The sequence below is a fragment of the Curtobacterium sp. MCPF17_021 genome (assembly GCF_003234605.2).
Classification (GTDB): Bacteria; Actinomycetota; Actinomycetes; order Actinomycetales; family Microbacteriaceae; genus Curtobacterium; species Curtobacterium flaccumfaciens.
Window position 1 is genome coordinate 1,624,196 of the sequence record NZ_CP126252.1, and the last position, 22,439, is coordinate 1,646,634.

The window sequence follows — 22,439 nt, forward strand, 5'->3', positions numbered from 1 at the left end:
ATGAGCAGCAGCACGCCCAGCGTCTTCTCCAAGATCATCGCGCGTGAGATCCCGGCGACCATCGTCGCCGAGGACGACCGTGTGATCGCGATCGAGGACATCGCCCCGAAGGCTCCCGTCCACGTGCTCGTCGTCCCCAAGACCGAGCAGTACGCGACCGTCGGCGAACTCGCAGCGGGCGACCCCGACCTGCTGGCCCACGTCGTCGCCACCGCGCAGCGCATCGCCGACGACCGCGCCGACGGCCAGTTCCGACTCGTCTTCAACACCGGCGAAGCCGCCGGTCAGACCGTGTTCCACGTGCACGCGCACGTACTCGCAGGTGAACTGCAGGAAGGCACCCTTGCCGGTTAACGAACCAGTACAGCCCACCGCCGCCGACAACGAGCCGGTGTCGGTCTCGCTCCAGGTCGACGGCATCGCCATGGTGCAGCTGCTCGGTCCCCAGGACCGTCTGCTCAAGACGGTCGAGCGCCAGTACCCGGGCGTCCGGGTCGTCGTCCGTGGCAACGAGGTCACGCTGACCGGGCCCGAGCGCGACGTCGCACGCGCGAAGGCGCTCGTCGACGAGCTCGTCGGCATGGTCAGGCGCGGGCAGGAGATCGGCCCGTCCGACATCCCGATGTCCGCACGCATCCTCGACGACGACCGCAAGCCGTCCGACACCTTCGGCACCCCGATCGTGTCGAGCCGCGGCAAGTCCGTCCGGCCGAAGACCGACGGGCAGCGCGCCTACGTCGACGCCATCGACGAGCACACCATCACGTTCGGCATCGGTCCGGCCGGTACCGGCAAGACGTACCTGGCGATGGCCAAGGCCGTGCAGGCGCTGCAGCGGCGCGAGGTCAACCGGATCATCCTCACCCGTCCCGCGGTCGAGGCCGGCGAGCGGCTCGGCTTCCTGCCGGGCACGCTGACCGACAAGATCGACCCGTACCTGCGCCCGCTGTACGACGCGCTCAACGAGATGATGGACCCGGAGCTGGTCCCGAAGCTCCTGGCGGCAGGCACCGTCGAGGTCGCCCCGCTGGCGTACATGCGTGGCCGGACCCTCAACGACTCGTTCGTGGTGCTCGACGAGGCGCAGAACACCACGCCCGAGCAGATGAAGATGTTCCTGACCCGGCTCGGGTTCGGCTCGAAGATGGTCATCACGGGTGACATCACCCAGGTCGATCTGCCGGGCAACGTCTCCGGTCTCCGGCTCGTGACGCGCATCCTCGACCAGGTCGAGGACATCCACTTCGCCCGTCTCGGCAGCGAGGACGTGGTCCGCCACACCCTCGTCGGCCGGATCGTCGACGCGTACACCGTCTACGACGAGGAGCGCCTCGCCGAGCAGGCCGGGCAGCGTCCCGGTGGCCGTGGCACCGCCCCGGTCGGCAACCCCGACGGAGCGAACCGCGCCGAACGCCGGGGGCGCCCGCCGCAGGATCGCGCACGACCCCCGTACCCCCAGAACGACGCCCGAGGAGGCACCCGGTGAGCATCGAGCTCAACAACGAGTCCGGCGTCGAGGTGGACGAGGCCGCGATCCAGCGGCTCGCGGCCTTCGCCCTGGACGCGATGCACGTCCACGCCGATGCCGAGCTCGCGATCGTGCTGGTCGACGAGGGCGCGATGGAGCAGCTGCACGTGCGGTGGATGGACGAGCCCGGCCCGACGGACGTCCTGAGCTTCCCGATGGACGAGCTGCGTCCCGGCACCGAGGACGACCCCACGCCGGCCGGGCTGCTGGGCGACATCGTGCTCTGCCCGCAGGTGGCCGAGGAGCAGGCGAAGACCGCCGGGCACTCGAGCACCGACGAGATGCTGCTGCTCACCTGCCACGGCATCCTGCACCTGCTCGGCTTCGACCACGCCGAGCCCGACGAGAAGGCCGAGATGTTCGGCATCCAGGGCGAGATCCTGACCGCCTTCGCCGCCCAGCACCGAGGGCGGTAGCCGGTGGTCGTCGTCGCCGGACTCCTCGCGGTGGCGCTGGGGCTCGTCGTGCTCGGCGGACTCCTCGCCGCGAGCGACGCCGCGCTCTCGGTGGTCTCCCGTGCCGACCTCGAGGAGATCGCCAGGGGCAACAAGCGCCGCCGCGCCATCGAGGCGATCGCGGACGACGTCGGGGCGCACGTCAACGCGCTGAACTTCTTCCGCGTCCTCGCCGAGACCGCGGCCGCGGTGCTCGTGACGATCGCCCTCGTGCGCGCCTTCGACAGCTGGTGGCTCGCACTCGTGCTCTCCGCCGCGATCATGACCGCGGTGTCGTTCGTCCTGGTCGGGTCGAGCCCCCGCAGCGTCGGACGCGCCCACGCCGAGCGGCTGATCGGTGCGACCGGCGGCATCGTCCGTGGGGTCCGCATCGTGCTCGGTCCGCTGGCCGGGCTGCTCGTCCGGATCGGCGACCGGGTCACCCCCGGCCGCGGCCGGAGCGCCTCCACCGTGTCGAGCGAGGAGCAGCTGCTCTCGCTCGTCGACGAGGCCACCGAGAGCAACGTGCTCGAGGACGAGGACCGCGAACTCATCCACTCGGTGTTCGAGTTCAGCGACACCCTGGTGCGCGAGGTCATGGTGCCCCGCACGGACATGCTCACCGTCGACGGTGCAGAGACGCTCGCCGCGGCTATGGAGCAGTTCCTGGCCGCCGGAGTGTCCCGGATGCCGGTGACCGGCAAGGACAGCGACGACGTGCGGGGTGTGCTCTACCTGCGCGACGTCGCACGGTCGCTGTACGAACGACCGGCGTCCCGCAGCGAGCGGGTCAGCCGGCTGCTGCGGCCCGCCGAGTTCGTGCCGGAGTCGAAGCACGCCGACGACACCCTGCGGCACATGCAGGTCGCCAAGAACCACCTGGTGCTGGTGGTCGACGAGTACGGCGGAGTCGCCGGGCTCGTGACCATGGAGGACCTCATCGAAGAGCTCGTCGGTGACATCTCCGACGAGTACGACCGCGCCGTCGTCGACCGGACCGAGGTCGAACCGGGCATCTGGCGGATCTCCGCCCGACTGCCGATCGACGAGCTCGGCGACCTGTTCGGCATCGAGCTCGACGATGACGACGTCGACACCGCCGGTGGCCTGCTCACCAAGGAGCTCGGACACCTGGCCGTCTCCGGCGACACCGTCACCGTGTCCGGGGTCGTCCTGACCGCCGACCGGGTCGAGGGCAAGCGCCGCCACCTCATCACCGTGCTCGCCGAGCGCACCCACGCCCTGGCCGACGTCGAGGACGCCTTCGACGACGCCGAACCCACCACGACGGGAACCACGCACGCATGACCGACACCGACACCACCCAGGCCGGCTCGGACAAGCCCTACCGCGCGGGCTTCGTCTCGTTCGTCGGCCGTCCGAACGTCGGCAAGTCGACGCTGACCAACGCCCTGGTGGGCGAGAAGGTCGCCATCACCTCGTCGAAGCCGCAGACCACCCGGCGCGCCATCCGCGGGATCGTGCACCGGCCCGACGGCCAGGTGATCATCGTCGACACGCCGGGCGTGCACCGTCCGCGCACCCTGCTCGGCGAACGGCTCAACGACCTCGTGCAGTCCACCCTCGGCGACGTCGACGTGATCGGGTTCTGCGTGCCGGCGAACGAGCCCGTCGGTCCCGGTGACCGGTTCATCAACGACACGCTCGACCAGTACCCGCGGGCGAAGAAGATCGCGATCGTCACCAAGATCGACAGCGCCTCCAAGGACCGCGTCGGCGAGCAGCTGCTGGCCGTCTCGAAGCTCCGCGACTGGGACGCCGTGGTTCCGACCTCGGGCACCCGTGGCATGCAGCTCGAAGACCTGCTGGGCGTCGTCACGAGCCTGCTGCCCGAGTCGCCGCAGCTGTACGACTCGAGCGCGGTGACCGAGGAGACCGACGAGGAGCGCATCGGCGAACTCATCCGCGAGGCCGCGCTCGAAGGTGTCCGTGACGAACTGCCGCACTCGCTCGCCGTCGTCATCGAGGACATCGTCGAGCCCGACGCCGACGAGGACGCCGACGGCCCCCTGCGCATCTTCGCGAACCTGTTCGTCGAGCGGGACAGCCAGAAGGCGATCGTCATCGGACACAAGGGCGAGCGCCTGAAGGACGTCGGTTCGCGGGCCCGCGTCGAGATCGAGTCGTTGCTCGGCGGCCGGCACGTCTACCTGAACATCCGCGTGAAGGTGGCCAAGGAATGGCAGCGTGACCCGAAACAGCTCGGACGCCTCGGCTTCTGACCGTCCGCCGCTCGCACCCCGGGTCATCCGACCGAGGGACGCGGGGACGAGCGGCCCGCCGTACCGTGGACGGGTGTTCCGTCCCATGCTGCGCGCGCAGGTCATCACCGACCTGCTGATCGCCGTGCTGCTCGGCGGCCTCGTGCTGGTCGCCAGCGGGCGCGGGCTCGACGGGCCGCTGTCGGTGATCACGGTGGTCGGGATGACCGCCGCCCTGGCACTCCGGCGTCTGTCACCCGGACTCGCCCTGGCCGTGGCGTGGGTGTTCGCGGTCTTCGAGATGGCCACCCTGCAGGTGCCGGACGTGTCGAACGCGTTCATCGCCGGCGTCATGTACACGACGAGTGCGTACGGCAGCCGCCGTGTGCGGCTGGCCGGGCTCGTGTCGGCGATCGTCGGCTCCGTGGCCGCGGCCGCCTACATGGGCTTCGACGACTACCAGAACCGACTCACCTACGAGACCGCGTCGACGCCGCTGCAGGAGTCGCTGCAGGTCACCCTGTCGTTCTTCGCCGTCGTCCTGCTCCTGCTGCTGTTGCCGTGGCTCGCCGGACTCGTGGTCCGGACCCGTCGCTCGGCGAGCATGAGTCGCGAGGCCCAGCTGCTCGCCGAACGTGATGCGGCGCGGGCCGACCGGGCCGTCGCGGTCGAGCAGGAGCGCGTTCGGATCGCCCGCGACATGCACGACATCGTCGCGCACTCGCTCGCGGTCGTCATCGCGCAGTCCGACGGTGCCCGGTACGCCCTGAAGGCCGACCCCGCCGTCGCCGACCAGGCACTCAGCACCATCTCGGCCACCGCCCGGCGGGCGCTCGGCGACGTGCGCGAACTCCTCGGCGCGCTCCGGCACGAGCAGGGGACCGCGCCGACGCCCGAGATCGACGACATCGACCGGCTCGTCGACGAGATGCGGCAGCTCGGGCTCGACGTGCGCGTCGAACGCGAGGGCGACCCCGCCGGACTGCCCACCACCACGCAGCTCGCGGTCTACCGGATCGTGCAGGAGAGCCTGACGAACGCGTACAAGCACGGAGAGCCCGGCAGCCCGGTGCGTGCCGCTCTGACCTACCGGCCGGACACCGTCGAGATCGCCGTCGTGAACCGCCGTGCCGACGACGGCGTCCGCGGCCCCGGCACGGGCCACGGCCTGGTCGGCATGCGCGAGCGCGCCGTGATGACCGGCGGCACCATGACCGCCGGGGCCCGAGGAGACGACTTCGCGGTCGCCGTCCGGATGCCGACCGTCCCGGCCAGCGGGCAGATGCCCCGCGGCCGGATCACCCCGACCGAGCAGGAGCGCACCGCCCGATGACCACGATCCCGACCGACGAGCACCGGATCCGTGTCGCCCTCGTCGACGACCAGGCGCTGTTCCGCACCGGCATCCGGATGCTCATCGACTCGCAGCCCGACCTGCGGTTCGTCGGCGAGGCGGGCGACGGTGCCGAGGGGGTCGAACTCGTCCGACGCACCCGTCCCGACGTCGTGCTGATGGACGTCCGGATGCCCGTGATGGACGGCATCACGGCGACCGGTCACATCGTCGAGCAGTCCGGCACCGACGGTGCGAAGGTGCTCGTGCTGACCACGTTCGACTTCGACGAGGCCGCAGCCAAGGCCATCCGCGCCGGTGCGAGCGGTTTCGTGCTCAAGGACGCCGACCCCGAGTTCCTGCTCGCGGCGGTCCGGACCGTGCACGCCGGCACCGCGGTGTTCGCCGCGTCGGCCACGCGGGAGCTCCTGCGGCGGTACGACGACTCGGTCGGACGCGCCGCCGCCGTCCCCGCGGCCTTCGCCGACCTCACCCCGCGTGAGCGCGAGATCTTCGACCTGGCCGCCCGGGGGTTCAGCAACAGCGAGATCGCCCAGCACGAGTACGTCAGCGAGGCGACCGTCAAGACGCACATCTCGCGGGTCCTGACGAAGCTCGAGCTCCGCGACCGGGTGCGACTCGTCGTCTTCGCCCACGAACACGGGCTCGTCACCAAGGCCGACTGAGGCAGGGTCATCCGCGGGGATGACCCCTCCACAGGCAACCGAGCCGAGCGGACGATCCACAGGAGCCGACCGAGCGACGCGGGACATGACCGCCGACCGCCATCGTGGATGCATGACCACGAGCCACGCCCCGATCATCCGTCTCGACCACGTGTCCAAGCACTACGGCGACGCCGCCCGGCGGGTGACGGCGCTCGACGATGTCAGCGTCGACATCGGTGCGGGCGAGTTCACCGCCGTGATGGGCCCGTCCGGGTCCGGCAAGTCGACGCTCATGCACGTCGCGGCCGGCCTCGACGCCGTGTCCGCCGGCCGGATCCAGATCGACGGCGTCGACATCACGGCCCTGGGCGACAAGGACCTCACGGAGCTGCGTCGTCGTCGGCTGGGCTTCGTGTTCCAGTCGTTCAACCTCGTCCCGACGCTCGACGTCAGCGAGAACATCCGGCTGCCGTTCCTGCTCGGTGGGCACAAGCCCTCGCACGAGGAAACCGCCTGGATCGACCGGCTGGTCGAGATGCTCGGGCTCGGCAACCGGCTGACCCACCGTCCGCACCAGCTCTCCGGCGGGCAGCAGCAGCGCGTCGCCATCGCACGTGCCCTCGCATCGCGACCGGCGGTGGTCGTCGCCGACGAACCGACCGGCGCGCTCGACTCCCGCACGGGGCGCGACGTGCTCGCGATCCTCCGCGGTGCCGTCCAGGAGTGGGGGCAGAGCGTCGTCATGGTCACGCACGACCCTGTGGCCGCCGCGAACGCCGACCGCATCCTGTTCCTGGCCGACGGCCGGATCGTGGCCGACCGCCCCGCGATGGACGCCGGCGCGATCTCCACGACGATGCTCGGGATGGAGGCAGCAGCGTGAACGGCGTCCGCTCCTTCGCCCCCACCGTCCTGGTCGCAGCCCTCGGCACCACGTTCGGTTCCGCCCTCGTCATCGCACCGGGGATCGTGACCGAGGCGCTCCGAGCCGCCGGGGTTGCCGACCTCGGTCCGATCAAGGCGATCCTGTCCGTGGTGGGGTGGCTGTTCCTCGGCATCGCGCTCTACGTCGGCGCGATCGTCACCGCGAACACCTGCGCCACCCTGATCGCCGGGCAGACCCGGATCATCGCCCTGCAGCGGTTGGTCGGCGCGACCGGTGCGACCCTGCGGGCGCGGATCACCCGCACCGGCCTGGTGGTCGGTGTGCTCGGCGGGGTCATCGGCGCCGTCGTGGGGACCGCGCTCTCGGCCCTGTTCGTCATCGTCCTGCGGGGCAACGGGGTCCTGCCCGAGACCGAGTACACGTACGTGCCGTGGGAGCTCGTCCTGCCGGTCGTGGCCGTCGTCCTCGCCACCTGGGGTGCCTTCGCCGCCGGGTCGCGCCGCGTGCTCACCGTCACCCCGCTCGAAGCGCTGTCGTCGTCCGTCGAGCCGAGCCACGACGACGTCCGGTCCGGTACGGCCCGCAAGGTCTGGGCGATCGTGCTCATGGCCGGCGGTGCCGTGCTGATGCTGCTCGGGCTCGCGGTGAGCTCGCTGTCCCCGGTCGCGGTCCTGCCGGCGGCGCTCGGCGGGTTCGTGTCCTTCGCGGGGGTCGCCGTGGGGGCGACGATCGTGATGCCGCCGGTGCTGCAGCTCATCGGCCGCATCGGCTCGCACGACCCCGTCGTCCTGCTCGCCGGACGGAACGCGATGCGGGCGCCGGGACGGTCCTCGCGGGCGACCATCGGGCTCGTCATCGGCGTCACCCTGCTCGTCACCTTCGCGGTCGCGCTCGGCATCATGCAGCACGTGCTCGAGACCGAGATGCGGGCCATGAGCGCGGGGAGCGCCACCCCGCAGATGATCGAGGCGCAGCGCGACCTCTTCGTGCAGATCAACGCCGTCGTCAGCGTGGTCGTCGGGTTCTCCGCCGTGATCGCCGCCGTCGGGGTCGTGAACGCCCTGGCCCTCGGGGTGCTCCAGCGTCGACGCGAGCTCGGACTGCTGCGGGTGCTCGGCCTCACCGGTGCGCAGGTCCGACGGATGATCGTGACCGAGGCCGTGCAGATGGTCGTCGCGGCCGTCGTCGCGGGGCTCGCGCTCGGCACGCTGTACGGCTGGGTCGGCGGGCAGACGCTGCTCGGCTCGCTCGGGACGCCCGTGGCACCGGTGCTGCCGCCGCTGACCATCGGCATCGTCGTGATCGGCGCACTGGTCCTGGCGGTCGTCGCCACCATCGCCCCGGTGCGGCGCGCGATGCGCGTCCCGCCGACCGAGGCCCTCGCGGTCGACTGACCCGTCGCCCTGGTCGCACCACGCGACGACACGGGAGGCCCGGTGCCAGCTGGCACCGGGCCTCCCGTCCGTCGTGGGGTCGCGCCGACGTGCCCTGCCCGGCCCCGCCACGCCGCTCCCGTCCGCCGAGGTGTCACGAACCGTCGTCCAGACGCGGCCCGGGCGACACAACGTGACCACTCGGCGACCGGCCCGCGGCATGTCCCGACCACTCGGCACCCCACTCGGCGTCCACTCGGCACCCCACTCGGCACCCCGTTCGGAAGCAGCGGGCAGTCCCGCGTCACACGCTTGCGCCAGCCCGCTGCTCCGGTGCTACCGTTGGTCCCGATGTACTCGGCACTCCTCCTCCTTCGCTGCCGCGACGAGGCCTGACACTCCGGCCCACCTCGTCGCGGAGTCCGTCGTGGCCGCACCACAACAGCTCACGAACACGCGACGAAAGCGAAGAACGATGCAGAACACCCAGCAGCCCTCCGGGATGCCGATCCACAAGTACGTCCCGTTCCACGAGCAGATCAGCGTCGACCTGCCGGACCGGACCTGGCCCACGAAGCGCATCGACAAGGCACCGCGCTGGTGTGCCGTCGACCTGCGTGACGGCAACCAGGCCCTCATCGACCCGATGGACGCCGAGCGCAAGCGGGCGATGTTCGACCTCCTCGTCCGGATGGGCTACAAGGAGATCGAGGTCGGGTTCCCGAGCGCCTCGCAGACCGACTTCGACTTCGTCCGGTCGCTGATCGACGAGGGCGCGATCCCCGACGACGTCACGATCCAGGTCCTGACCCAGGCGCGCGAGCACCTGATCCAGCGCACCTACGAGGCGATCGACGGCGCGAAGCAGGCCATCGTGCACCTGTACAACTCGACGAGCATCGTGCAGCGCGAGGTCGTCTTCCGCACCGACGTGCAGGGCGTGGTGGACATCGCGGTCACCGGTGCGAAGCTCTGCAAGGCGGCTGAGGCGACGCTGCAGCACGACACGACGATCTACTACGAGTACTCGCCGGAGTCCTACACGGGCACCGAACTCGAGGTCGCACTGGAGATCTGCAACGCCGTCCTCGAGGTCTTCGAGCCGACGCCCGAGCGCAAGGTCATCATCAACCTGCCCGCCACCGTCGAGATGGCCACGCCGAACGTCTACGCCGACTCGATCGAGTGGATGTCCCGCCGCCTCGCCCACCGCGAGGACGTCATCCTGTCGCTGCACCCGCACAACGACCGCGGCACCGCGGTCGCGGCCGCCGAGCTCGGCTACATGGCCGGTGCCGACCGCATCGAGGGCTGCCTGTTCGGCAACGGTGAGCGCACCGGCAACGTGGACCTGGTCGCCCTCGGGATGAACCTGTTCACGCAGGGGATCGACCCGGAGATCTCGTTCGCCGACATCGACCAGGTGAAGCGCACCGTCGAGTACTGCAACCAGCTGCCGGTGCCCGAGCGCCAGCCGTGGGCGGGCGACCTCGTGTACACGGCGTTCAGCGGCTCGCACCAGGACGCCATCAACAAGGGCTTCGAGGCGATGAAGGCCAAGGCCGCCGCCGCGGGCAAGGACATCGACGAGATCGAGTGGGCGGTGCCGTACCTGCCCGTCGACCCGAAGGACATCGGTCGCTCGTACGAGGCCGTCATCCGCGTCAACTCGCAGTCCGGCAAGGGCGGTGTGGCGTACCTGCTCAAGACCGACCACGCCCTCGACCTGCCCCGCAAGCTGCAGATCGAGTTCTCCGGCGTCGTCCAGCGGCACACCGACACCGAGGGCGGCGAGTTCTCGTCGCAGCGCATCTGGGACGTGTTCCAGGACGAGTACCTGCCCGCGTCGATCGACGACGAGAAGTGGGGCCGGTACGAGCTCACCAAGACCGCGACGTCGAGCGACTTCGAGGGAACGACCTCGCTGTCCGTGGCACTCCGGGTCGACGAGGGTGCGGTCACGGCCGAGGCCGTCGGCACCGGTCCCATCGACGCGTTCCTGAAGGTGCTCGCCGAGCAGGGCGTCCAGGTCACGCTGTACGACTACTCGGAGCACACCATGAGCGCCTCTGGTGACGCGAAGGCCGCGTCCTACGTCGAGCTCGACGTCGACGGCGTGCGCCTGTGGGGCGTCGGCATCGACGCCGACATCTCGACGGCGTCGCTCAAGGCGATCGTGTCCGCGGTGAACCGCGCGGTGCGCGCGGGTGCCGCGGCCGGTGCCGACGCGCCGGAGCTCGTCTCCGCCTGAGACGCAACCAGGCCTGGAGGCGCGGTGCGGGTCCGTCCCGCACTGCGCCTCCTGTCTGTGCGCACGTTCGCTGCCTGACGCAAGACGCCGTCGTGTTGCCGAGGCGCCTCCGAAAATCGCGGCGTCTCGACGAGTGCGCGGTGTCCGGCGAAGACGACGGCGTCTTGTCGCAGCGCCCCCACCCCGGACCGCACGCGGCTGTCGGCGGGGCGGGGGATACTGGGGACATGCCGCTGTACCGGGACGAGTGCGTCGTGTTGCGCACCCACAAGCTCGGTGAAGCCGACCGCATCGTCACGATGCTCTCGCGGCAGCACGGCAAGATCCGCGCCGTGGCGAAGGGCGTGCGGCGGACGGCGTCGAAGTTCGGCAGCCGCCTCGAGCCGTTCATGGTCGTCGACGCCCAGTTCTACGAGGGCCGGTCGCTCGACATCGTCACCCAGGCGGAGTCCCTCGGCGCGTACGGGGCCCAGATCGTCGCCGACTACGGTGCGTACACCGCGGCCAGCGCCATGGTCGAGACCGCCGACCGACTGAGCGAGGCCGACGCCGGGCTGCAGCAGTACCTGTTGCTCGTCGGGGCGCTCCGCTCGTTGTCGCGCGGTGAGCACCAGTCCAGCGCGACCCTCGACTCGTACCTGCTCCGCGCGATGAGCATCGCGGGGTGGGCGCCCTCGTTCAGCGACTGTGCGGTGACGGGGGAGCCCGGCCCGCACTCGGCGTTCGTGGTGCAGCTCGGTGGTGTCGTCGCCGACCGTGCGGCACCCCCGGGCACGCCGCGGCTCGACCCGGCGACGCTCGGGGTGCTCGGCTCCCTGCTCGCCGGTGACTGGGCGACGGTCGACGCCACCGACGAGCGGACGCGTTCGCGGGCCTCCGGCGTGGTCGCGGCCTACGCCCAGTGGCACCTGGAACGATCGCTCCGGTCCCTGCCGCACGTCGACCGCTCCGAGCACCCGATGCCGGTGCCGCAGACCCACGGCGGACCCGAGGCGACGGCGCGCGCGGTGGCTTCGACCCCGGCACCCGCCGTGCCCGAACCCGATCCTGATCCCGCTGTCGAAGGAGCCCCCACCGCATGAGCCCCCGCCGCCCCGACGACGTCGAACCGTTCCGTCCGATCGACTGGACCGGCGAGACGCCCCCGGCGATCCCGGCCCGGTTCGTGCCGGAGCACGTGGCCATCGTCATGGACGGCAACGGCCGGTGGGCGAACGGCCGCGGCCTGACCCGGATCGAGGGGCACAAGGCGGGCGAGGCCTCACTGCTCGACGTCGTCGCCGGGGCGATCCAGATCGGCGTCGGGCACGTGTCGGCGTACGCGTTCTCGACGGAGAACTGGAAGCGCTCCCCGGAAGAGGTCCGGTTCCTGATGGGCTTCAACCGTGACGTCATCCGCCGTCGCCGTGACCAGCTGCACCAGTGGGGCGTCAAGGTGCGGTGGGCAGGCCGGCGTCCGCGGCTGTGGCGGAGCGTCATCGACGAGCTCGAGACCGCCGAGCGGATGACGGCGGGCAACGACGTCCTCACGCTGACGATGTGCGTGAACTACGGCGGCCGGAACGAGATCGTCGACGCCGTGCGGGGCATGGCCGAGGACGTCGCAGCCGGACGCCTGAAGCCAAGCCAGGTCACCGAGAAGGCACTCGCCAAGCGGCTGTACGTGCCCGAGATGCCCGACGTCGACCTGTTCCTCCGGAGCTCGGGGGAGCAGCGCACCAGCAACTTCCTGCTGTGGCAGTCCGCCTACGCCGAGATGGTGTTCCTCGACCGGCTCTGGCCGGACTTCCGTCGCACCGACCTGTGGGGTGCGATCGAGGAGTACGCCAGCCGTGACCGACGCTACGGCGGCGCCGTCGACACCCCGACGGCCTAGCCCAAGCCCGAGCCCAAGCCCCCGAGCCCGGCCCCTCAGCCCGGCAGCGGCCCCTCGAGCAGGTGGCCGGCCGAGCGCACCGCGTCGAGCGCCGCACGGACGCTCGGCACCCGGTCGGCACCACGGGCGACGACGACCTCGACACGCCGGGCCAGCTCGTCGTCCACGGGGTCGATCGCGACACCGGCGGGGATGACCGTCGTCGCGAGTGCCAGCCGGGGGAGCAGCGCCACCCCGAGCCCGGCGGCGACGAGTCCCACCACCGCGGCCGCGTTGTCCGTCTCGAGCACGATGTCCGGCGTGAACCCGGCGCTCGCGCACGAGGCGAGCAGGTGCCCTCGGCACCGCGGGCAGCCCCCGATCCACCGGGCGTCGTGGTGGGACGCGAGGTCCACGACGGTGGAGCCGGCGGCGCGGAGTCGCTCCGTGCCTCCCGGCTCGACCGGCGTCACCAGCGCGAGCGGGTCGCGACCGAGCGCCCGGGTGACGAGGCCGGGGTCCGGGGCGGTCCCGACCTCGTCGCCGACGTAGGTGAAGGTGAGGGCGACGTCGACCTCGCCACCGCGCAGCAGGTCGAGTGCCTCGGGAGGCTCCACCTCGACGTACGAGGTCGTCACCCCCGGCGCCGTCGCGGCGAGCCGGGCGAGCACCGCGGGCACGAGGGCGGAGGACGCGCTCGGGAACCCAGCGAGTCGCACCCGGCCACCGCTGAGTCCGCCGACGGCGTCGAGGTCCTCGCGCGCCGCGGTCAGCGCGGCCTGGACGTGCAGGGCGTGGTCGGCGAGCACCTGCCCCGCGTGCGTGAGGGTCGCGCCCCGCCCGCCTCGCAGGACCAGCGCGTGCCCGAGACGCTGCTCGGCCCGGGCCACCAGCTGGCTGACGGCCGGCTGGCTCGACCCGAGTGCGGCGGCAGCACGGGTGATCGACCCGCCGTCGGCCACGGCGCGCAGGACCCGGAGCAACTGGGGATCGATCTCGTCCATCACCCGATGTTATCGGTGGCACAACGAACCGGCCCTGGTGTGATGGGAAGGGAGCGAGGACGCTGTCCGCATGGACTCCTTCCCCGCCGGCCGCGGCTACCTGGCGGCGTGCACCGCGGGCCTGCCGACCCGCGGCACCCTCGCCGCCCAGCGCGCCGACCTCGACGCGTGGTCGCGGGCCGAGACGTCGCCCGCCCGGTACGGCGCGCTGGTCGAGCAGGGGCGTGCGCTCTTCGCCGCGCTGGTCGGCGTCCCGGCGGAGCGGGTCGCGACGGGCTCACAGACGTCGGTGATGGCCGCGGTCGTCGCCGACGCGCTGTCGGACGGCGCCGAGGTGGTCGTCCCCGACAGCGACTTCAGCTCGGTCGTCTTCCCGTTCCTCGCCCAGGCACACCGCGGCGTCCGGGTCCGGAGCGTCCCGCTCGAGCGGCTCGCCGCCTCGGTCGGGCCCGACACCGCCCTCGTCGCGTGGTCCGCGGTGCAGTCCGCCACCGGCGTGGTCACCGACCCCGACCCGGTCGTGGCCGCCGCCCGACGCGTCGGCGCTCTGACCCTCTGCGACCTCACGCAGGCCGCCGGCGTCCTGCCCGTCGACGCCGCCCCGTTCGACGTGACGCTCACGCACACCTACAAGTGGCTCTGCGCTCCGCGCGGCGTCGCCTTCATGACGCTCTCCGACACCGCCCTCGGCCGGCTCCGCCCCGTGCAGGCCGGCTGGTACGCGGGAGCGGACGTGTGGTCCTCCTGCTACGGCCCAGCCATGCACCTGGCCGACGACGCGCGTCGCTTCGACGTCTCGCCGGCCTGGCAGGCGTGGCCCGGTGCCGTGGCCGCGCTCGAGCACGCGGTCGCGCTCGATCAGCGGGCGGTCTGGAGGCACGCCACCGGTCTCGCGGATCGGCTGTGCGACGCCCTCGGGTCGCCTCGGCAGGGTGACGGGCAGGCGATCGTGACGTTCGCGGACGCCGACGGGTCGGCCCTCCGGGCCCTCACCGCCGCGGGGCTCACCGCCTCGGGGCGTGCCGGCCGACTGCGCATCGCGTTCCACCTGTGGAACGACGAGTCCGACGTGACCGACGTCGTGGCCGCGCTGGGCGGGGTGGGGCCGACCACGTCGGGCAGGTGAGCGGGGAGGGCGGACCCGTGGCGGGCCTCCCGGGCCAGGATCGCCGGTAGTCTTGCCCGGACCGTTTCCGCACCGAGCACCCAGCTCGGCGACCTCTGGAGCACCCTTTGGCACAGCCCTCCCGTCTCGACAGCGTCATCGCCCTGGCCAAGCGCCGCGGCTTCGTCTTCCAGTCGGGTGAGATCTACGGAGGCTCCCGCTCCGCATGGGACTACGGGCCCCTCGGTGTGGAGCTCAAGGAGAACATCAAGCGCCAGTGGTGGCAGCGGTTCGTCCGCGGCCGCGGGGACATGGTCGGCCTCGACTCCGCGGTGATCCTGCCCCGCAAGGTGTGGGAGGCCTCCGGCCACGTCGCGACCTTCACCGACCCGCTGGTGGAGTGCCTGCACTGCCACCACCGGTTCCGCGAGGACCACCTGATCGAGGCGTTCGTCGCCAAGAAGGGCCGCGACCCCGAAGGCCGCATGGCCGAGATCGCCTGCCCGAACTGCGGCACCCGCGGCGAGTGGACCGAGCCCCGCGAGTTCTCCGGGATGCTCAAGACCTACCTCGGCCCGGTCGAGTCGGAAGAGGGCCTGAACTTCCTGCGCCCCGAGACCGCCCAGGGCATCTTCGTCGACTTCGCGCAGGTCGTCACGACGAGCCGCATGAAGCCTCCGTTCGGCATCGGGCAGGTCGGCAAGGCGTTCCGCAACGAGATCACGCCCGGCAACTTCATCTTCCGCACGCGCGAGTTCGAGCAGATGGAGATCGAGTACTTCGTCCCGCCGGCCTCGGCCCAGGAGCACTACGAGCAGTGGATCGCCGACTCGGTCGCGTTCTACACCGACCTCGGCATCGACCCCGAGAACCTGCGTCGATTCGACGTCCCGGACGGCGAGCGGGCGCACTACTCCGACGCCACCGCCGACATCGAGTACCGCTTCGGCTTCACCGGCTCGGAGTGGGGCGAGCTGATGGGCGTCGCGAACCGCACCGACTTCGACCTGAACAACCACATCGAGGCGTCCGGCCAGGACCTCCGGTTCTTCGACCAGGCCGCCAACGAGAAGTACGTGCCGTACGTCATCGAGCCGTCGTTCGGTCTGACCCGTGCACTCATGGCGTTCCTGCTCGACTCGTACCACGAGGACGAGGCCCCGAACGCGAAGGGCGGCGTCGACAAGCGCACCGTCCTGCGCCTCGACCCGCGCCTGGCCCCGGTGAAGGCCGCCGTCCTGCCGCTGTCGCGCAACGAGCAGCTCTCGCCCGTCGCCCGCGGCCTGGCCGACGACCTGCGCAAGAACTGGAACGTGGACTTCGACGACGCCGGTGCCATCGGACGTCGCTACCGTCGCCACGACGAGATCGGCACGCCGTTCTGCATCACGGTCGACTTCGACACGCTCGAGGACAAGGCCGTCACGGTGCGCGAGCGCGACACCATGGGCCAGGAGCGCGTCTCGCTCGACCAGCTGCAGGGGTACCTGGCGCAGCGGTTGCTCGGCGCCTAGGCGTTTCGGTTCCGCAAGACACCGGTGTTCGTGCGTCGCACACCCCCAATCGGGTGTTCGACCTGCGAACACCGGTGTTTCGCTGCCAGCGACGGGAATGCGCGCCGCACGAGCGCGTTGGGGTCAGCATGAACGACTCCGTGAAGGTCGATGTCTGGTCGGACATCGCGTGCCCTGGTGCTACATCGGCAAGCGCAAGTTCGAGGCCGGCGTCGCCGCGTTCGGCGCCTCGACCGAGGGCCGTCCCGTCGATGTCGAGTACCACTCCTTCGAGCTCAGCCCGGACACCCCCGTCGACTTCGAGGGCACCGAGGCCGAGTTCCTCTCGGGCCACAAGGGCATGCCCGTCGACCAGGCGCAGCAGATGCTCGACCAGGTCACGGCCATCGCCGCGGGCGTCGGCCTGGAGTACGACTTCGAGGCGATGCACCACACCAACACCGTGAAGGCCCACCAGGTCATCCACCTCGCCAAGCAGCACGGCAAGCAGCTCGAGATGGTCGAGCGCCTGTTCACCGCCTACTTCGAGCGCGGCGAGCACGTCGGACAGGAGTCCTCGCTCGCCGACCTGGCGGCGGAGATCGGTCTCGACCGCGACGAGGTCCTCAGCACCCTGCGCGACGACGCCCAGCTCGCCGCGGTCCGCGCCGACCAGGCCCAGGCGCAGGCATACGGGATCAACGGCGTGCCGTTCTTCGTGATCGACGGCAAGTACGGCGTCTCGGGCGCCCAGGACCCCACGGCGTTCGAGCAGGTGCTCCGCCAGGTGGTCGCGCTCCGCGAGACCACGCCGGAGGAGGTCGCCTCGGCGGCCGAGCGCGCTGCGGACGACGCGAGCGCCGACGTGGCGGTGACCCGATGACGGACATGACCATCAGTGACCAGGGCGCGGTGCGCCTCCAGGCCGTGAGGTCGGTACCGTCCGTGCCGGACGCGCTCACGGGGCTGCCGGGCGTCTCCGGTGGTTCCGGCGTTCCCGGTCTGGAGGCCCGTCCCGCGTTGCTGACGCTCGTCACGCCCGGCGGTGCGCCGGTCTGTGAAGGCGACGCCTGCCTGATCGACGCCGGCTCGTTCGCCGGGGCCGAGGGCGACTGGTCCGAGGTGCCGGACTGACGGCTGCGTCAGTCGCGCTGCGGTTCCTCGTCGGTGATGTCGGCGACGGTCGCGCCGTAGGCGGCGACGAGCGCGTCGGCGTCGACGAAGGCGCTCGCACCGTGCCGGCCGGCGCCCAGGGCGACCCGGCGGCCGACGATGCGTTCGTCGGCGTACACCGGCAGGTCGCCCGTGGCACCGATCGGCGTGATGGTGCCGCGCTCGTAGCCGGACGCTTCGAGCGCGGTGGTGGCGTCGGGCATCGAGAGCTTGTTGACGCCGACGACCGTGCGCAGTTTCTTCCAGGCGATGCTGCGGCCGCCGGGCACCAGGGCGAGCAGGAACCCGCCGTCGTGGCGCTTCACCACCAGGGTCTTGACGATGTCGCCGGGCTCGATGCCGAGCAGTTCGGCGGCCTCGTGCAGGGAGTTCGCGGCCGGGCGCTCGACCACTTCGACCGGCAGGCCGCGGGCCTGGGCGTCGGCGTCGAACCGGGTGCTGGCGTCGGTCGTCATGTGGAGAACGCTACCGGCGCGCACCGACGTGGGAAGATGGAACAGGTATGACGATCACACAAGCACCCGCCTCGCGAGTCGGCGGCCCCCTGCGCATCGGCCCGATCGAGGTCGACGTGCCGGTCGTGCTCGCGCCGATGGCCGGGATCACGAACATGGCCTACCGCCGGCTGTGCCGCGAGTACGGCGCCGGGCTCTACGTGTGCGAGATGATCACCTCGCGTGCGCTGGTCGAACGGACCCCCGTGTCGATGCAGCTCATCCAGCACCACGAGTCCGAGACCCCGCGGTCGATCCAGCTGTACGGCGTCGAGCCGAACACCGTGGCCGAGGCGGCGTCGATCCTGGTGGGCGAGGACCGTGCCGACCACATCGACCTGAACTTCGGGTGCCCGGTGCCCAAGGTCACCCGCAAGGGCGGCGGCGCGGCCCTGCCCTGGAAGCTCGACCTGTTCCGCGAACTCGTCACCAAGACCGTGCGCGCCGCCGGCGACGTCCCCGTCACGGTGAAGATGCGCAAGGGCATCGACGAGGACCATCTGACCTACCTCGACGCCGCCCGCATCGCGCGTGACGCCGGGGTCGCCGCGGTCTCGCTGCACGCCCGCACCGCGAACGAGCACTACTCCGGGCACGCCGACTGGTCGGCGATCGCCACGCTGAAGGAGACCGTCACCGACATCCCGATCCTCGGCAACGGCGACATCTGGTCGGCCGCCGACGCGCTCCGGATGATCGACGAGACCGGCGCCGACGGCGTGGTCGTCGGGCGTGGCTGCCTCGGCCGCCCGTGGTTGTTCGGTGACCTGGCCGCGGCGTTCCGCGGCGAGGGGCTGCGGTACATGCCCTCGCTGGGCGAGGTCGCGGACGGGTTCCGCCGGCATGCCGAGCTGCTCGTCGAGTTCTTCGGCGACGAAGAGCACGCCTGCCGCGACATCCGCAAGCACGTGGCCTGGTACTTCAAGGGGTACCCGATCGGCAGCGACGTCCGGGCCGGCCTGGCGATGGCGTCGAGCCTGCAGGAGATCGACGACTTCCTCGGCCAGCTCGACCACGACGCGCCCTACCCGGGTGCCGACGCCGAGGGGCCGCGCGGTCGTGCCGGACACCCGAAGCGCACCGCCCTGCCCGACCGCTGGCTCGAGAGCCGCGACGTCGACTCCGAGTTCCGCAAGGTCCTGGCCGCCGCCGAGCTGCACCACAGCGGCGGATGAGCGCCACCGCCTCGTACGGCCCGGCGGACGCGGAACGCTGGCTCCCCGAGGAGCACGGCAACCGCCGCTCTGACTTCGCCCGTGACCGCGCCCGACTGCTGCACTCCAGTGCGCTCCGGCGTCTGGCCGCCAAGACCCAGGTGCTCAGCCCGACCGCGGGCCTCGACTTCGCCCGCAACCGGCTGACGCACTCGCTCGAGGTCGCGCAGGTCGGCCGCGAACTCGCCGACTCGCTCGGACTCGACCCCGACGTGGTCGACACGGCGTGCCTGGCGCACGACATCGGCCACCCGCCGTTCGGGCACAACGGCGAGACCGCGGTGAACGCCTGGGCAACCGGCATCGGTGGCTTCGAGGGCAACGCGCAGACGCTCCGGCTGCTGACGCGGCTCGAGCCGAAGGTCTACGGCGTCCGGCCCGGCGCCGACGTCGACCGTCCGTTCGGGCTCAACCTGACCCGTGCGTCGTTGGACGCCAGCTGCAAGTACCCGTGGCCCGCTGCGCAGGGGGTGTCGGAGTCGTCGTCCGGGCGCACCAAGTTCGGCTTCTACGACGACGACCACGACGCCTTCGAGTGGCTCCGTGCCGGCGCCCCGCGTCGCCAGCGGTGCATCGAGGCGCAGGTGATGGACCTCGCCGACGACATCGCGTACTCGGTGCACGACTTCGAGGACGCCGTCGTCGCCGGGTTCATCGACGTCGCGGCCCTGGGTGACCGCGTCGGTGAGAACGACATCGTGACCGCCATGCACGCCTGGGTCGGCGACGACCTGAGCCGCGACGAGCTGCTCGAGGCGTTCGACCGCCTGCGTGCGCTGCCGCTCTGGATGACCGCGTACGACGGCTCCCGCCGTGACGCCGCACGCCTCAAGAACCTGACGTCGCAGCTGATCGGACGCTTCGCGCGCACCGCCACGACGGCCACCCGCGAGTCCTACGCCTCGGGATCGCTCGTGCGGTTCGCCGCGTCGGTCGTCACCCCGCCCGAGATCATCGGCGAGATCGCGGTGCTCAAGGGCATCGTCGCGGCCTTCGTGATGACCCAGGGCGACCGTCAGCCCGTGTACGAGGACCAGCGTCGCGTGCTCACCGAACTGCTCGACGCGCTGGCGGCGACCGGTGCGTCCGACCTCGAGCCGGGCTTCGCCGCCGACTGGCACGCCGCGGACGACGACGCCGGCCGACTGCGCGCCGTCGTCGACCAGGTCGCGAGCCTGACCGACCAGGGCGCACTCGCCTGGCACCGACGTCTGGTGGTGGGTGACCGTGACCCGGTCCACATCGCCGTCTGACCGGTCCGCCGACGTCGGTCCCACGAACTAGGATCGAGGGGTGGCTGGCAGGATCGCGCGGAACGACATCGACGAGGTCCGCTCGCGTGTCAACATCGCCGACGTCGTGGGCGACTACGTCACGCTGAAGCACGCGGGCGTCGGGTCGATGAAGGGCCTGTGCCCCTTCCACGACGAGCGCTCCCCGTCGTTCCACGTCCGGCCCCAGGTCGGCCGGTACCACTGCTTCGGCTGCGGCGAGGACGGCGACGTCTTCAGTTTCATCATGGCGCAGGACCACACCACCTTCGCCGAGGCCGTCGAGCGCATGGCCGCGAAGATCGGCTTCACCCTGCACTACGAAGAGGGCGACGGGCCGCGCACCGACTACAACACCCGTGCCCGGCTGATCGCGGCGAACGAAGCCGCGCTCGAGTACTTCACGGGGCAGCTCACCACGGCCGCCGCCGACCCCGCCCGCCGGTTCCTGGGGGAGCGCGGGTTCGACCCCTCGGCCGCCCAGCACTTCGGCGTCGGGTTCGCGCCGAAGTCCTACGACATGCTCAAGGACCACCTGCGCGGGCGCGGCTTCACGATGGAAGAGCTCGTGTCCGCCGGCCTCGTCAGCCAGGGGGACCGCTCGCCGTACGACCGGTTCCGCGGGCGCCTGATGTGGCCGATCCGCGACGTCACCGGGGCCACCATCGGGTTCGGGGCGCGCCGCCTGCTCGAGGACGACAAGGGCCCCAAGTACCTCAACACGCCCGAGACCCCGATCTACCACAAGAGCCAGGTGCTCTACGGTCTCGACCTGGCACGCCGCGACATCTCGAAGCAGAAGCAGGTCGTCATCGTCGAGGGCTACACCGACGTGATGGCGTGCCACGTCGCGGGCGTCACGACCGCGGTCGCCACCTGCGGCACGTCGTTCGGCGTCGACCACATCAAGGTGCTGCGCCCGATGCTCGGTGACCTGGCCGGTGCCGACCCGAACGCCAACGGTGAGGTCGTGTTCACGTTCGACCCCGACGAGGCCGGGCAGCGCGCCGCCTCGCGTGCCTTCGCGGAAGAACAACGGTTCGCGGCGCAGACCTACGTCGCCGTGGCACCCGGAGGGCTCGACCCGTGCGACCTCCGGCTCGCCCGCGGTGACGACGCCATCCGACGCCTGGTCACGAACAAGCGCCCGATGTTCGAGTTCATGATCCGCCGAACCCTGGACGGCCACGACCTCGAGACCGTCGAGGGGCGCGTCGGTGCCCTGCGTGCGGCCGCCCCCGTGCTCGCTGGCATCCGCGACCGCTCGCTGACACAGGGCTACGTCCGCGAACTCGCCGGCTGGCTCGGCATGGAGATCCCCGAGGTCCGTCGGTCGGTCGAGACCGCCCGACGCCGTGCGGGCTCCGCCGGGCAGGACGACCGGTCCGCAGGCGCAGGGCGCGACGGCCGTGCCGGCAACGGCACCGACGGCGCCGACACCCCGGACGAGCCCGTCGCCGGGATCCGCTCGCTGCCGAACGACCCGATCAGCCGCATGGAACGCGACGCCGTGATGGCGATGGTGCAGCAGCCCACGTCCGTCGGCGCACCGATGCTCGGACTCGCCGCGTCGGCCACGTTCTCGACGCCGATGCTCGCCGCGGTGCGGGACGCCGTGGTCGCCAACGTCGACGTCATCGGCGCGGGGGACTGGCTCGACCGGCTGCTCGCCGACGTGCCGGCGCCCCTTCGCACCCTGACGCACGAACTCGCCCTCGCACCCATCCCCGCGCGCAACGCGGAGGACCTGGCGGCCTACTGCCGGAGCATCGTCGTGGCCCTGGTCGAGCGCGACCTGCTCGCCCGCAAGGCCTCGCTGCTCGGCCAGCTGCAGCGCGCCGACCCGCACGAGCAGGCCGAGCGCCGCGCCGAGATCCAGCGGCAGCTCGTCGACATCGACGGGCAGCGGATGCGGTTGCGCGCCGACGCCGAGGCGTCCTAGCGCTCTTCGCGCTGTCGGTGCCGGGCGTGCGCGAGGTCGCACGACGCGCCGCATGCGTGTCGCCGAGGTCGCGCGAACTGTCACACGGCGGGGCTGCGAGCGGCAGTTCGTGCGACCTCGGCGCTCCGTGAGTGGTCAGGACGTGCCATCTGTCTCGCCTCGAGTGGTCGCAGATCGTCGGCTGGCCGGGGTC

20 protein-coding genes and 1 pseudogene are annotated in these 22,439 nt (G+C 71.5%); 19 read left to right on the top strand and 2 right to left on the bottom strand.

Annotated features, from left to right (window positions below; translation table 11 throughout):
- The 12 genes from DEJ29_RS07620 (at position 1) to DEJ29_RS07675 (ending at position 12,571) form a co-directional block, all read left to right on the top strand.
- Positions 1–354: a histidine triad nucleotide-binding protein gene (locus tag DEJ29_RS07620; protein WP_110864647.1), complete on the top strand. Its 354-nt coding sequence runs from the start codon at positions 1–3 to the stop codon at positions 352–354.
- Positions 344–1,486 (top strand): PhoH family protein, encoded by a 1,143-nt coding sequence (locus DEJ29_RS07625; RefSeq protein ID WP_502866892.1) that lies wholly within the window; start codon positions 344–346, stop codon positions 1,484–1,486. Before DEJ29_RS07620 ends, DEJ29_RS07625 begins: the two co-directional genes overlap by 11 nt.
- Positions 1,483–1,944: an rRNA maturation RNase YbeY gene (ybeY, locus tag DEJ29_RS07630; RefSeq protein ID WP_017886675.1), complete on the top strand. Its 462-nt coding sequence runs from the start codon at positions 1,483–1,485 to the stop codon at positions 1,942–1,944. The genes DEJ29_RS07625 and ybeY overlap by 4 nt, the downstream gene beginning before the upstream one ends.
- Before the next feature lie 3 nt (positions 1,945–1,947).
- Positions 1,948–3,270: a hemolysin family protein gene (locus DEJ29_RS07635; RefSeq protein ID WP_110864648.1), complete on the top strand. Its 1,323-nt coding sequence runs from the start codon at positions 1,948–1,950 to the stop codon at positions 3,268–3,270.
- Positions 3,267–4,205 carry a GTPase Era gene (era, locus tag DEJ29_RS07640; RefSeq protein ID WP_111023145.1) on the top strand — a complete coding sequence of 313 codons (939 nt, stop codon included), beginning with the start codon at positions 3,267–3,269 and terminating at the stop codon, positions 4,203–4,205. The genes DEJ29_RS07635 and era overlap by 4 nt, the downstream gene beginning before the upstream one ends.
- A gap of 73 nt (positions 4,206–4,278) precedes the next feature.
- Positions 4,279–5,517 (top strand): sensor histidine kinase, encoded by a 1,239-nt coding sequence (locus DEJ29_RS07645; RefSeq protein WP_146248359.1) that lies wholly within the window; start codon positions 4,279–4,281, stop codon positions 5,515–5,517.
- Positions 5,514–6,203 carry a response regulator gene (locus DEJ29_RS07650; RefSeq protein WP_111023147.1) on the top strand — a complete coding sequence of 230 codons (690 nt, stop codon included), beginning with the start codon at positions 5,514–5,516 and terminating at the stop codon, positions 6,201–6,203. The genes DEJ29_RS07645 and DEJ29_RS07650 overlap by 4 nt, the downstream gene beginning before the upstream one ends.
- A 112-nt stretch (positions 6,204–6,315) precedes the next feature.
- Positions 6,316–7,068 (top strand): ABC transporter ATP-binding protein, encoded by a 753-nt coding sequence (locus DEJ29_RS07655; RefSeq protein WP_111095221.1) that lies wholly within the window; start codon positions 6,316–6,318, stop codon positions 7,066–7,068.
- Positions 7,065–8,465, top strand: a complete 1,401-nt coding sequence (locus DEJ29_RS07660; RefSeq protein ID WP_111095220.1) for an ABC transporter permease — start codon at positions 7,065–7,067, stop codon at positions 8,463–8,465. The genes DEJ29_RS07655 and DEJ29_RS07660 overlap by 4 nt, the downstream gene beginning before the upstream one ends.
- Positions 8,466–8,919: 454 nt before the next feature.
- Positions 8,920–10,695 (top strand): 2-isopropylmalate synthase, encoded by a 1,776-nt coding sequence (gene leuA, locus DEJ29_RS07665; RefSeq protein ID WP_071405366.1) that lies wholly within the window; start codon positions 8,920–8,922, stop codon positions 10,693–10,695.
- 227 nt (positions 10,696–10,922) lie between these two features.
- Complete coding sequence (gene recO / locus DEJ29_RS07670) at positions 10,923–11,777, top strand: DNA repair protein RecO (protein ID WP_027465318.1); 855 nt, start codon at positions 10,923–10,925, stop codon at positions 11,775–11,777.
- A complete protein-coding gene (locus DEJ29_RS07675; protein WP_071251399.1) occupies positions 11,774–12,571 on the top strand; it encodes an isoprenyl transferase in 798 nt (265 codons plus the stop codon). The genes recO and DEJ29_RS07675 overlap by 4 nt, the downstream gene beginning before the upstream one ends.
- 35 nt (positions 12,572–12,606) lie before the next feature.
- Here the strand turns inward: DEJ29_RS07675 and DEJ29_RS07680 are convergent, their stop codons facing one another.
- Entirely contained in the window at positions 12,607–13,554 is a 948-nt protein-coding gene (locus DEJ29_RS07680; protein WP_111095219.1) for a LysR family transcriptional regulator, read from the bottom strand.
- Positions 13,555–13,624: 70 nt separating this feature from the next.
- Between DEJ29_RS07680 and DEJ29_RS07685 the strand changes: the two genes are divergently transcribed.
- The 4 genes and pseudogenes from DEJ29_RS07685 (at position 13,625) to DEJ29_RS07700 (ending at position 17,286) form a co-directional block, all read left to right on the top strand.
- The gene (locus DEJ29_RS07685; RefSeq protein WP_111095218.1) at positions 13,625–14,680 is read left to right on the top strand and encodes an aminotransferase class V-fold PLP-dependent enzyme; all 1,056 of its coding nucleotides are present in this window, start codon (positions 13,625–13,627) and stop codon (positions 14,678–14,680) included.
- Positions 14,681–14,787: 107 nt separating this feature from the next.
- Positions 14,788–16,173 (top strand): glycine--tRNA ligase, encoded by a 1,386-nt coding sequence (locus DEJ29_RS07690; RefSeq protein WP_110864656.1) that lies wholly within the window; start codon positions 14,788–14,790, stop codon positions 16,171–16,173.
- A gap of 128 nt (positions 16,174–16,301) precedes the next feature.
- A pseudogene (locus tag DEJ29_RS07695) lies at positions 16,302–17,035 on the top strand (DsbA family oxidoreductase).
- 5 nt (positions 17,036–17,040) lie between these two features.
- On the top strand, positions 17,041–17,286 hold the full coding sequence (locus tag DEJ29_RS07700) for a hypothetical protein (protein ID WP_146248358.1): 246 nt from the start codon (positions 17,041–17,043) through the stop codon (positions 17,284–17,286).
- 8 nt (positions 17,287–17,294) lie between these two features.
- Here DEJ29_RS07700 and DEJ29_RS07705 read toward each other — a convergent pair whose 3' ends face one another.
- Positions 17,295–17,780 (bottom strand): aminoacyl-tRNA deacylase, encoded by a 486-nt coding sequence (locus tag DEJ29_RS07705; protein ID WP_111095216.1) that lies wholly within the window; start codon positions 17,778–17,780, stop codon positions 17,295–17,297.
- A 47-nt stretch (positions 17,781–17,827) separates the two neighbouring features.
- Here DEJ29_RS07705 and dusB point away from each other — a divergent pair, with 47 nt between their 5' ends.
- Genes dusB through dnaG form a run of 3 tightly spaced genes read left to right on the top strand, consistent with a single transcriptional unit; the run spans position 17,828 to position 22,246 of the window.
- Positions 17,828–18,994 (top strand): tRNA dihydrouridine synthase DusB, encoded by a 1,167-nt coding sequence (dusB, locus tag DEJ29_RS07710; RefSeq protein WP_110860455.1) that lies wholly within the window; start codon positions 17,828–17,830, stop codon positions 18,992–18,994.
- Positions 18,991–20,286 carry a deoxyguanosinetriphosphate triphosphohydrolase gene (locus tag DEJ29_RS07715; protein ID WP_110864660.1) on the top strand — a complete coding sequence of 432 codons (1,296 nt, stop codon included), beginning with the start codon at positions 18,991–18,993 and terminating at the stop codon, positions 20,284–20,286. Before dusB ends, DEJ29_RS07715 begins: the two co-directional genes overlap by 4 nt.
- Positions 20,287–20,326: 40 nt before the next feature.
- The gene (gene dnaG / locus DEJ29_RS07720; protein ID WP_111095215.1) at positions 20,327–22,246 is read left to right on the top strand and encodes a DNA primase; all 1,920 of its coding nucleotides are present in this window, start codon (positions 20,327–20,329) and stop codon (positions 22,244–22,246) included.
- Positions 22,247–22,439 lie beyond the last annotated feature (193 nt).

Coding starts and splice junctions, on each gene's coding strand:
- DEJ29_RS07620 (WP_110864647.1), top strand. CDS start 1: ATGAGCAGCAGCACGCCCAGCGTCTTCTCCAAGATCATCGCGCGTGAG.
- era (WP_111023145.1), top strand. CDS start 3,267: ATGACCGACACCGACACCACCCAGGCCGGCTCGGACAAGCCCTACCGC.
- DEJ29_RS07650 (WP_111023147.1), top strand. CDS start 5,514: ATGACCACGATCCCGACCGACGAGCACCGGATCCGTGTCGCCCTCGTC.
- DEJ29_RS07655 (WP_111095221.1), top strand. CDS start 6,316: ATGACCACGAGCCACGCCCCGATCATCCGTCTCGACCACGTGTCCAAG.
- leuA (WP_071405366.1), top strand. CDS start 8,920: ATGCAGAACACCCAGCAGCCCTCCGGGATGCCGATCCACAAGTACGTC.
- recO (WP_027465318.1), top strand. CDS start 10,923: ATGCCGCTGTACCGGGACGAGTGCGTCGTGTTGCGCACCCACAAGCTC.
- DEJ29_RS07675 (WP_071251399.1), top strand. CDS start 11,774: ATGAGCCCCCGCCGCCCCGACGACGTCGAACCGTTCCGTCCGATCGAC.
- DEJ29_RS07680 (WP_111095219.1), bottom strand. CDS start 13,554: ATGGACGAGATCGATCCCCAGTTGCTCCGGGTCCTGCGCGCCGTGGCC.
- DEJ29_RS07685 (WP_111095218.1), top strand. CDS start 13,625: ATGGACTCCTTCCCCGCCGGCCGCGGCTACCTGGCGGCGTGCACCGCG.
- DEJ29_RS07700 (WP_146248358.1), top strand. CDS start 17,041: ATGACCATCAGTGACCAGGGCGCGGTGCGCCTCCAGGCCGTGAGGTCG.
- DEJ29_RS07705 (WP_111095216.1), bottom strand. CDS start 17,780: ATGACGACCGACGCCAGCACCCGGTTCGACGCCGACGCCCAGGCCCGC.
- dusB (WP_110860455.1), top strand. CDS start 17,828: ATGACGATCACACAAGCACCCGCCTCGCGAGTCGGCGGCCCCCTGCGC.
- DEJ29_RS07715 (WP_110864660.1), top strand. CDS start 18,991: ATGAGCGCCACCGCCTCGTACGGCCCGGCGGACGCGGAACGCTGGCTC.